Raw genomic sequence first — 8,445 nt, 5'->3', positions numbered from 1 at the left:
GCGGGTTCGAGTCCCGTCCACTCCGCCAAGTCTCTGGAAAACGGGTTGTGCCGCAAGGCGCAACCCGTTTTTTCGTGCTCTGTGGGCCACCATGGCGCCGGCAAGGCGCCCAAGGCCCACAAAAAACGCCCGCGGCGCGGGCGTCGTGGGTTGCCGCCCGGCCGGGGCGCCGAATCACTTGGGGGCCAGGCGAATGGCGCCGTCCAGGCGGATCACCTCGCCGTTGAGCATGTCGTTCTCGAAGATGTGGCGCACGAGCTTGGCGTAATCCTCGGGCGTGCCCAGGCGGCTCGGGAAGGGCACGCCCGCGGCCAGCGCGTCCTGCACCTCCTTGGGCATGCCGAACAGCATGGGCGTGCCGAAGATGCCCGGAGCGATGGTCATGTTGCGGATGCCACTTCTCGCTAGGTCGCGCGCGATCGGCAGCGTCATGCCGACCACGCCGCCCTTGGAGGCGGCGTAGGCCGCCTGTCCGATCTGGCCATCGTAGGCCGCCACGCTGGCCGTGGAGATCAGCACCCCGCGCTCGCCCGTCGCCTCGGGCTCGTTCTTCGCCATCGCCTCGGCCGCCAGGCGGATCATGTTGAAGCTGCCGACCAGGTTCACGGTGATGGTCTTGCTGAAGGTGGCGAGGGCGTGGGCACCGTTCTTGCCGACAGTCCGCTCGGCCGGGGCGATGCCGGCGCAGTTCACCAGGCCCATCAGCTTGCCCAGGGAGACGGCCTTGTCCACCACCGCCTGGGCATCGGCCTCATTGGCCACGTCGCAGCGCACGAAGCTGGCGCCGATCTCGCGTGCCACCGCCTCGCCCTTGTCCTGCTGCATGTCGGCGATGACCACCGTGCCGCCCGCGGCTGCCAGCATGCGCGCCGTGCCCTCACCCAGGCCGGACGCCCCGCCGGTGACGATGAATACCTTGCCCTTGATCTCCATGGAAACTCTCCAATGCGTGGTTGGTGTTGACGTACACGTCAATTATCACTGAGGCCCGCGCCGCGCCGGCATGAAAAAGCCCGGCAGTGCCGGGCTTGGGGAGCGCCTGCCGGGCAGGGCGCCGCTGTCAGCGGAAGCCCACGCGGTCGAGCATCTGCTGCACCTTGACGGTGTTCGCGCCGACGGCGCCGATCGGGATGGTCTCGGTCTTGAAGGGCTTGCCGCCGGTCATGGCCTTCAGGGCCGGGTTGTCGAACTCCACGCCCTTGGCGGCCGGCCACTCGTTGTTGGCATTGGCGAAGTAGTTCTGCGCCTCGGGGCTGGCGAGGTACTCCAGGAACCGGACGGCGTTCTCCGGGTGCTTGGCGTGGCGCGCCACGGCGCCGCCGGCGATGTTCAGGTGGGTGCCCCAGGAATCCTGGTTCGGGAACACCACGCCCACCTTCTCCACGATCGCCTTGTCGTCCTTGCGGTCCGAGCGCATCAGGCGTGCCAGGTAGTAGCTGTTGGTGACGGCGATCTCGCACTCGCCCGTGGCCACCGCCTTGATCTGATCGGTGTCGCCGCCCTTGGGCCAGCGTGCCATGTTGTCGACGATGCCCTTGAGCCAAGCCTGCGTCTTCTCCTCGCCCATGTGCTCCATGACGGCGCCGAACAGGCTCAGGTTGTAGGGGTGCGAGCCCGAGCGGATGCAGACCTTGTCACGGTTCTTGGGGTCGCCCAGTTCCTCATAGGTATCGACATCCTCCGGCTTGACCTTGGCCTTGTTGTAGACGATGACCCGCGCGCGCGTGGACAGGCCGAACCAGGCAATGCCGCCGTCGGCCGCCGGCTGGGCGCGCAGGTTGGCCGGGATCGCTTCCTCGAGCACCGCCGAGCGCACCGGTTTGAACAGGCCCTCCACCTCGCCGCGATAGAAGCGGGCCGCATCCACGAGCAGGATCACATCGGCTGGCGATGCGGCCCCTTCTGCCTTCAGACGCGCCATGATGCCGGCGTCGTCCGAGTCCACGCGGTTGATCTTGATGCCGGTGGTCTTGGTGAAGCCGTCGTAGAGCGCCTCGTCCGTGGCGTAGTGCCGGGCCGAGTAGAGGTTGAGGACCTTCTCTTCCTGGGCGGTGGCGGTGCCGGCCGCGGCCGCCAGGACGCAGGTGAGCAGGAGGGACTTGAAGGGGATGGTCATGGACAGGGGTGCTTTCTCGAAGTGAGGACAGGCTGGATGATAAGGCAAACGAGAATCGTTCCCAACTGACAAAGAACCAATCCTTGAGCTTTGTCAGGTTGGAGGCTCCCAAGCTGGTGGCGAGGACAAAAAAAAGCCCAGTCAGGGACTGGGCTTGAAGGGATCCCGGAAACGGAGGTTTCGAGAGGATCCAAGGAGACAACTGGAGTGCAGATACCGTGGGGCCTCTGCAGATGTCAGCGATTATAGGGTAAACCCGAGATCAGCGCTTGCCTTGTGCAGCAGCGGTGGCGGCAGCGGCGGCGGTGGCCGTCTGGCGCGAGGCGTTGCTGGCCATGGCGTTCATGTTGGCTTCCGCCACGGTGCTGGCCTGCTTGACGGCCTTCTGGACCGACTCGAAGGCGTTGTTGGCGGCGCTCACGGCGCTCTTGAGCACGGCCACCGAGGTCTCGGTACCGGCCGGGGCGTTCTTGGCGGCGCTGTCGAGCAGGCTGTCGACGTTGCGCTGCACCTCGGCGGCCTGGGCTTCGAAGGCCCGGCTGAACTCGGCGGTGGTGCCGGAGGCGATCTCGTACAGCTGGCGGCCATAGGAGGCGACCTTCTCTGCCAGCGGCTGGAACTGGCTGGCCTGCAGGGCCAGCAGCTGCTGCACATCCTTGGCCGACAGCACGGCCTGGGCGTGGGCGGCAGCCTCGTTCAGGGCGGCGCGCGAGGCGGCCACGTTCAGCTCCACCAGCTTTTCGACACCCTCGAAGGTCTTGTTCGTCAGACCGAACAGGGTCTCGAGGTTGGCTTTGTGGGAGGCGATCAGTTGTTCCTGGGTCAGCGTCATGTCTTCACTCCTGTGATGCCCTCGCGGGCGGTTTACAAAGGCTGCGCTGGTGACCCGGGGAGTCATGTTGCAGTGCAGCATAAAGCGAATTTTAGGGCCTGCGGCGGAGATTGCAAGGCTTTTTGTTGCACTGCAGCAATTTGCTGCACTTTGATCAGGATGACTACAGGAAGGGCATCGCGGCGGCGTCTTTCCCGGGCGCTGGCACAATCCCCCTCCCATGAGCGCCGAGCCTGCTTCCTCCCCCCTTTCCGCGCCTGCGGCCCGGCCCGCACCCGAGCCGCGCAGCGCCTACGCCGTGTTCCGTCCGATCGCCACCCGCTGGTCGGACAACGACATCTACGGCCATGTGAACAACGTCGTCTACTACGCCTGGTTCGACACGGCGGTGAACGGCTTCCTCATCGACCAGGGTGCGCTGGACATCCACGCGGGCGAGACCATCGGGCTGGTGATCGAGACCCGCTGCAATTACTTCGCGCCCCTGGCCTTTCCGCAGGAGGTGGAGGCCGGCCTGCGCGTCGCCCATGTGGGGACCAGCAGCGTGCGCTACGAAGTGGGCCTGTTCGCCCGGGGCGAGGCGCTGAGCGCAGCCTGCGGGCACTTCGTGCATGTGTATGTGGACCGGCAGGAGCGGCGGCCCCGCCCGCTGCCGCAGGCGCTGCGCCGGGCCGTGGCGCAACTGGCCCTGCCGCGCTGACCATGCGGGCATCCGGGCCTGTCCCTGTCCTGCCGGGCGATGCCGGTGCAACAATCGCTCACATCCAGCGCGGCCCAAGCCCGGCGTGCTGCCTTGCCTGCTGACCCCATGATCATCACCAGCCTGCTCGACACCGACCTGTACAAGTTCACCATGATGCAGGTGGTGCTGCACCATTTCCCGGGGGCGCAGGTGGAATACCGCTTCAAGTGCCGCAACCCGGGCGTGCAGCTGGCGCCCTACGCGAGCGAGATCCGCGAGGAGATCCGTTCGCTGTGCAGCCTGCGCTTCCAGGAGGCGGAGCTGGCCTACCTGCGCTCGCTGCGCTTCATCAAGAGCGACTTCGTCGATTTCCTCGGGCTGTTCCGCCTCAACGAGAAGTACATCCGTGTCACGCCGCTGCGCTCGGGCGAGATCGACATCAGCATCACCGGGCCGTGGCTGCACACCATCCTGTTCGAGATCCCGGTGCTGGCCATCGTCAATGAGGTGTATTTCCGCAACACCCAGCCGGTGCCCGATTTTCCCGAGGGGCGGCGCCGGCTGGACGCGAAGATCGCCCAGCTGCAGGAAAGCGGGCTGGAGCGCCTGAAGATTGCCGACTACGGCACGCGCCGGCGCTTCTCGCGCCCCTGGCACGAGGAGGTGCTGCGCGTGCTGATCGCTCGGCTGGGCACGGATGAGCAGCGCGTGCGGCCGCTCGCGCAGTTCGCGGGCACGAGCAACGTGCTGTATGCGATGAAGCTTGGGCTCACGCCGCTGGGCACCATGGCGCACGAGTACCTGCAGGCCTGCCAGGCGCTGGGGCCGCGCCTGCGCGACACGCAGGTCTTCGGCTTCGAGGTCTGGGCGCGCGAGTACCGGGGCGACCTCGGGATCGCGCTGTCCGACGTGTACGGCATGAACGCCTTTCTGCGCGACTTCGACCTGTATTTCTGCAAGCTCTTCGACGGCGCACGCCACGACAGCGGCGACCCCTTCGCCTGGGGCGAGCGCATGCTGCAGCACTACCGGGACAACCGGGTCGATCCACGCACCAAGACGCTGATCTTCAGCGATGGCCTGACGGTGCCGCGCATCGTGGAGCTGCACCGCCAGTTTCATGGCCGCTGCCAGCTTGCCTTCGGGATCGGCACCAACCTGACCAACGACCTGGGCTATGAGCCGCTGCAGATCGTGATCAAGATGACGCGCTGCAACGGCCAGCCGGTGGCGAAGCTGTCGGATGCGCCCGGCAAGAACATGTGCGATGACGAGAAATACCTGGCCTACCTGCGCCAGGTGTTCGACATACCCGCGCCGTGAGGCACGGACCCGGTGGCCGCCGGCCGGGCGCGATCCCGCGGTCGGCGCGGCCAGACAACGAGAACGAGACTTCCGAGGAGTGACCAAGACATGAAGCACCTGCGCGCATTGGCGGTGGCCGCGCTGACCCTGGCGCCGGCCCTGGCGGCGGCGGCCGACATCGACGGCAGCCGGCTGTCCCTGCTCTGGGGGGTGCCCTTTGCCGGGGTATTGCTGTCGATCGCGCTGCTGCCGCTGGTGGCGCCGCGCTTCTGGCACCACCATTTCGGCAAGATCACGGCCGGCTGGTCGCTGGCCTTCCTGCTGCCCTTTGCCCTGGTCTTCGGCCCGCAGATGGCCGGCGCCGGCTTCGTGCACGCGCTGGTGGCGGAATACCTGCCCTTCGTCATCCTGCTCACGGCGCTGTTCACCGTCGCCGGCGGCATCTACATCCGCGGCAACCTGCAGGGCAGTGCGCTGCTCAATACCGGGTTGCTGGTCATCGGCTCGGTGCTGGCGAGTTTCATGGGCACCACCGGCGCGTCCATGCTGCTGATCCGCCCCTTGATTCGCGCCAACGAAGGCCGCAAGCACATCACGCACGTGGTGGTGTTCTTCATCTTCACGGTCTCCAACGCGGGCGGCTCGCTCACGCCGCTGGGCGACCCGCCGCTGTTCCTGGGCTTTCTCAAGGGGGTGGACTTCTTCTGGACGCTGCGCCACATCTTCCCGGAGACGCTGTTCATCCTGGCGGTGCTGCTGGGGCTGTTCTTCGCACTCGACGCCTGGTACTGGCGCCAGCCGGGCGAGCGCACGCCGTCGGCGGCCGCTGCGGCAGCGCCGGCCGAAACCTTCGGCTTCGACGGCAAGGCGAACTTCGGCCTGCTGGGCGTGGTCGTCGCGCTGGTGCTGATGAGCGGCATCTGGAAGAGTGACGTGCAGTGGGACATCGCCGGCACGGTGGTCGGCCTGCCGGGGCTGGTGCGCGATGCCGGCCTGGTCCTGGTGACCATCGTCTCGCTGATCCTGACGCCGCGCCAGGTGCACGAGGACAACCAGTTCAGCTGGGGACCGATGCAGGAGGTGGCCAAGCTCTTTGCCGGCATCTTCCTGACCATCATCCCGGTGATCGCCATGCTCAAAGCCGGCGTGAACGGGCCCTTCGGCGCCATCGTGTCGGCCGTCACGCGCCCGGATGGTTCGCCCGATCCGGCCATGTACTTCTGGGCCTCGGGCCTGCTGTCGTCCTTCCTGGACAACGCGCCCACCTACCTGGTGTTCTTCAACACCGCCGGGGGCGATCCGGTGACGCTCATGACCACGCACGCGGCGACGCTGGCGGCGATCTCGGCGGGCTCCGTCTTCATGGGCGCGAACACCTACATCGGCAACGCGCCCAACCTGATGGTCAAGGCCATCGCCGAGGACCGCGGCGTGCCCATGCCCAGCTTTTTCGGCTACATGGTGTGGTCCGGCGTCATCCTGGTGCCGCTGTTCATTGCCATCACCTTCATCTGGCTGCGCTGAGGCGGGCGGGAGGAGCACCGAACATGACCGTGAACAAGCCGCGCATCCTGGTGGCCCGCCGGATCTTTCCGGAGGTCGTCGAGCGCCTGCGCACGCACTTCGAGGTCCAGTCCAACGACGAGGACGTCGCCTGGGGCGCCGCCGAACTGGCCGAGCGGCTGGCCGACAAGGACGGGGCGCTGACCACCGGCAGCCAGCGCATCGACGCGCAACTGCTGGCCGCCTGCCCGCGCCTGAAGATCGTCGCCAACATGGCGGTGGGCTACAACAACTTCGACGTCGACGCCATGTCGGAAGCGGGCGTGGTCGGCACCAACACGCCGGACGTGCTGACCGAGACCACGGCCGACTTCGGCTTCGCGCTGGTGCTCGCGACCGCACGGCGCATGACCGAGGCCGAGCACTACCTGCGCGCCGGGCGCTGGCAGCACTGGAGCTACGACATGTTCGCCGGCGCCGAGGTGCATGGCAGCACCCTCGGCATCCTGGGCATGGGGCGCATCGGCCAGGCGATCGCGCGGCGCGGGGCGCACGGCTTCGGCATGCGCGTGCTCTACCACAACCGCTCGCGCCTGGCACCCGAGGTGGAAGCTGAATGCCGGGCGGCCTACGTGTCCAAGGAGGATCTGCTCGCCCAGGCCGATCACCTGGTGCTGGTGCTGCCCTACACGGCCGAATCGCACCATGCCATCGGCGCGGCGGAACTGGCGCGCATGAAGCCCACGGCAACGCTGGTCAACATCGCGCGCGGCGGCATCGTCGATGACGCGGCGCTGGCCCGGGCGCTCAAGGAGCGGCGCATCGCGGCCGCCGGGCTGGACGTCTTCGAGGGCGAGCCGAGCGTGCACCCGGGGTTGCTGGAGGTGCCGAACGTGGTGCTGACGCCGCACATCGCCAGCGCGACCGTCGCCACCCGCCTCGCCATGGCGAGTCTTGCGGCGGACAATCTGATCGCCTTCTTCAAGGAGGGCAGGGCCCTCACACCGGTGCCTGGAACCGCAGCTACGACCTGAATCATGGAAATCTACCTCGTCCTTGCGCTGCTGCTGCTGATTGGCGCCCTGCTGGTGGTGCTGCTCCTGCGCAGTGCGCGCCCGCAGATGCCGGCGGAGTGGCTGCGGCAGCTGCAGCAGCTGGAGGCTGCCGTGCAGGCCACCCAGATGGCGGTGGCGCGCAACGACGGGGCGCTGGTTGCCATGGACCAGCAGCTGCGCGGCCTTGCGCAGGACACGCAGGCGCGGCTGGAGCAGCAGCTGGCACTGTCGCGCGCCGACGCGGCCGCCGGGCGCAAGGAGCTGTCCGAGGCGCTGGAGCTGTTCCGGCGCGAGCTCGGCCAGACCGGCCAATCCCTCACCGAGGGCAGCCAGCGCTCGCGCGAGGCGATTGCGCAGAGCACGCAGCTGTTCGGCCAGCGCATCCAGGAGCGTTTCGATGCGCTCTCGCTGGCCATGCACGCCACGCTCGACTCGCTCAAGGGCGACATCCACACTCAGCTGGCGGCCATGGCGCTGGCGCTCAAGGAGCAGCTGGCGGGCAACACGCGCCAGCTGCTGGAGCTGTCGGCCACCAGCCAGCAAAGCGCCGAGGCCCTGCGCGGCGCGCTCAACGAGCGGCTGGCCGCCATCCAGAGCGACAACGCCACCAAGCTCGAGGAGATGCGCCGCACGGTGGACGAGAAGCTGCACGCCACGCTCGAGCAGCGCCTGGGCGAGTCCTTCAAGCTGGTCAGCGACCGGCTCGAGCAGGTGCACAAGGGGTTGGGCGAGATGCAGACGCTGGCCGGCAGCGTGGGCGACCTGAAGCGCGTGATGACCAACGTGAAGATGCGCGGCACCTGGGGCGAGCTGCAGCTGGGGCTGATCATCGACAACGTGCTCGCGCCTGAGCAGTACGCCAGGAACGTCAAGACCATGCCGGGCAGCGACGACCTGGTGGAGTTCGCGATCCGCCTGCCGGGGCGGGGCGATGAGCAGCCGGTGTGGCTGG

General features: G+C 67.6%; 8 protein-coding genes. 5 read left to right on the top strand and 3 right to left on the bottom strand.

Translation table 11 applies throughout. From position 1 onward, the window contains the following. Positions 1-174 precede the first annotated feature (174 nt). The 3 genes from A612_RS06395 to A612_RS06385 all read right to left on the bottom strand — a co-directional run bounded on the left by A612_RS06395 (position 175) and on the right by A612_RS06385 (position 2,948). Positions 175-933: a 3-hydroxyacyl-CoA dehydrogenase gene (locus tag A612_RS06395; protein WP_019373681.1), complete on the bottom strand. Its 759-nt coding sequence runs from the start codon at positions 931-933 to the stop codon at positions 175-177. 127 nt (positions 934-1,060) lie between these two features. Next, positions 1,061-2,116, bottom strand: a complete 1,056-nt coding sequence (locus tag A612_RS06390) for a Fe(3+) ABC transporter substrate-binding protein (protein ID WP_019373680.1) — start codon at positions 2,114-2,116, stop codon at positions 1,061-1,063. 262 nt (positions 2,117-2,378) lie between these two features. Beyond that, positions 2,379-2,948 carry a phasin family protein gene (locus A612_RS06385; RefSeq protein WP_019373679.1) on the bottom strand — a complete coding sequence of 190 codons (570 nt, stop codon included), beginning with the start codon at positions 2,946-2,948 and terminating at the stop codon, positions 2,379-2,381. Between the two features lie 220 nt (positions 2,949-3,168). Here A612_RS06385 and A612_RS06380 point away from each other — a divergent pair, with 220 nt between their 5' ends. From A612_RS06380 to rmuC, 5 genes are all read left to right on the top strand, one after another. Continuing rightward, complete coding sequence (locus A612_RS06380; protein ID WP_019373678.1) at positions 3,169-3,648, top strand: acyl-CoA thioesterase; 480 nt, start codon at positions 3,169-3,171, stop codon at positions 3,646-3,648. 108 nt (positions 3,649-3,756) lie between these two features. Beyond that, positions 3,757-4,953, top strand: a complete 1,197-nt coding sequence (pncB, locus tag A612_RS06375; RefSeq protein WP_019373677.1) for a nicotinate phosphoribosyltransferase — start codon at positions 3,757-3,759, stop codon at positions 4,951-4,953. A gap of 90 nt (positions 4,954-5,043) precedes the next feature. After that, positions 5,044-6,459 (top strand): sodium:proton antiporter, encoded by a 1,416-nt coding sequence (locus A612_RS06370; RefSeq protein WP_019373676.1) that lies wholly within the window; start codon positions 5,044-5,046, stop codon positions 6,457-6,459. Between the two features lie 29 nt (positions 6,460-6,488). Then, positions 6,489-7,472, top strand: a complete 984-nt coding sequence (locus A612_RS06365) for a 2-hydroxyacid dehydrogenase (protein ID WP_040436243.1) — start codon at positions 6,489-6,491, stop codon at positions 7,470-7,472. A 3-nt stretch (positions 7,473-7,475) separates the two neighbouring features. Further along, the coding region (gene rmuC, locus A612_RS06360; protein ID WP_019373674.1) for a DNA recombination protein RmuC at positions 7,476-8,445 on the top strand (970 nt) is incomplete at its 3' end.

The sequence above is a fragment of the Melaminivora alkalimesophila genome (assembly GCF_000282995.1).
GTDB lineage: Bacteria > Pseudomonadota > Gammaproteobacteria > Burkholderiales > Burkholderiaceae_C > Melaminivora > Melaminivora alkalimesophila.
Note: the sequence above shows the minus strand (reverse complement) of the source record. Positions and strands in the feature narration are given on the sequence as shown.

Bases quoted from the DNA above. Each gene is read 5' to 3' on its own strand.
- A612_RS06380 (WP_019373678.1), top strand. From the start codon at position 3,169: ATGAGCGCCGAGCCTGCTTCCTCCCCCCTTTCCGCGCCTGCGGCCCGG.
- A612_RS06390 (WP_019373680.1), bottom strand. From the start codon at position 2,116: ATGACCATCCCCTTCAAGTCCCTCCTGCTCACCTGCGTCCTGGCGGCC.
- A612_RS06385 (WP_019373679.1), bottom strand. From the start codon at position 2,948: ATGACGCTGACCCAGGAACAACTGATCGCCTCCCACAAAGCCAACCTC.
- pncB (WP_019373677.1), top strand. From the start codon at position 3,757: ATGATCATCACCAGCCTGCTCGACACCGACCTGTACAAGTTCACCATG.
- A612_RS06395 (WP_019373681.1), bottom strand. From the start codon at position 933: ATGGAGATCAAGGGCAAGGTATTCATCGTCACCGGCGGGGCGTCCGGC.
- A612_RS06370 (WP_019373676.1), top strand. From the start codon at position 5,044: ATGAAGCACCTGCGCGCATTGGCGGTGGCCGCGCTGACCCTGGCGCCG.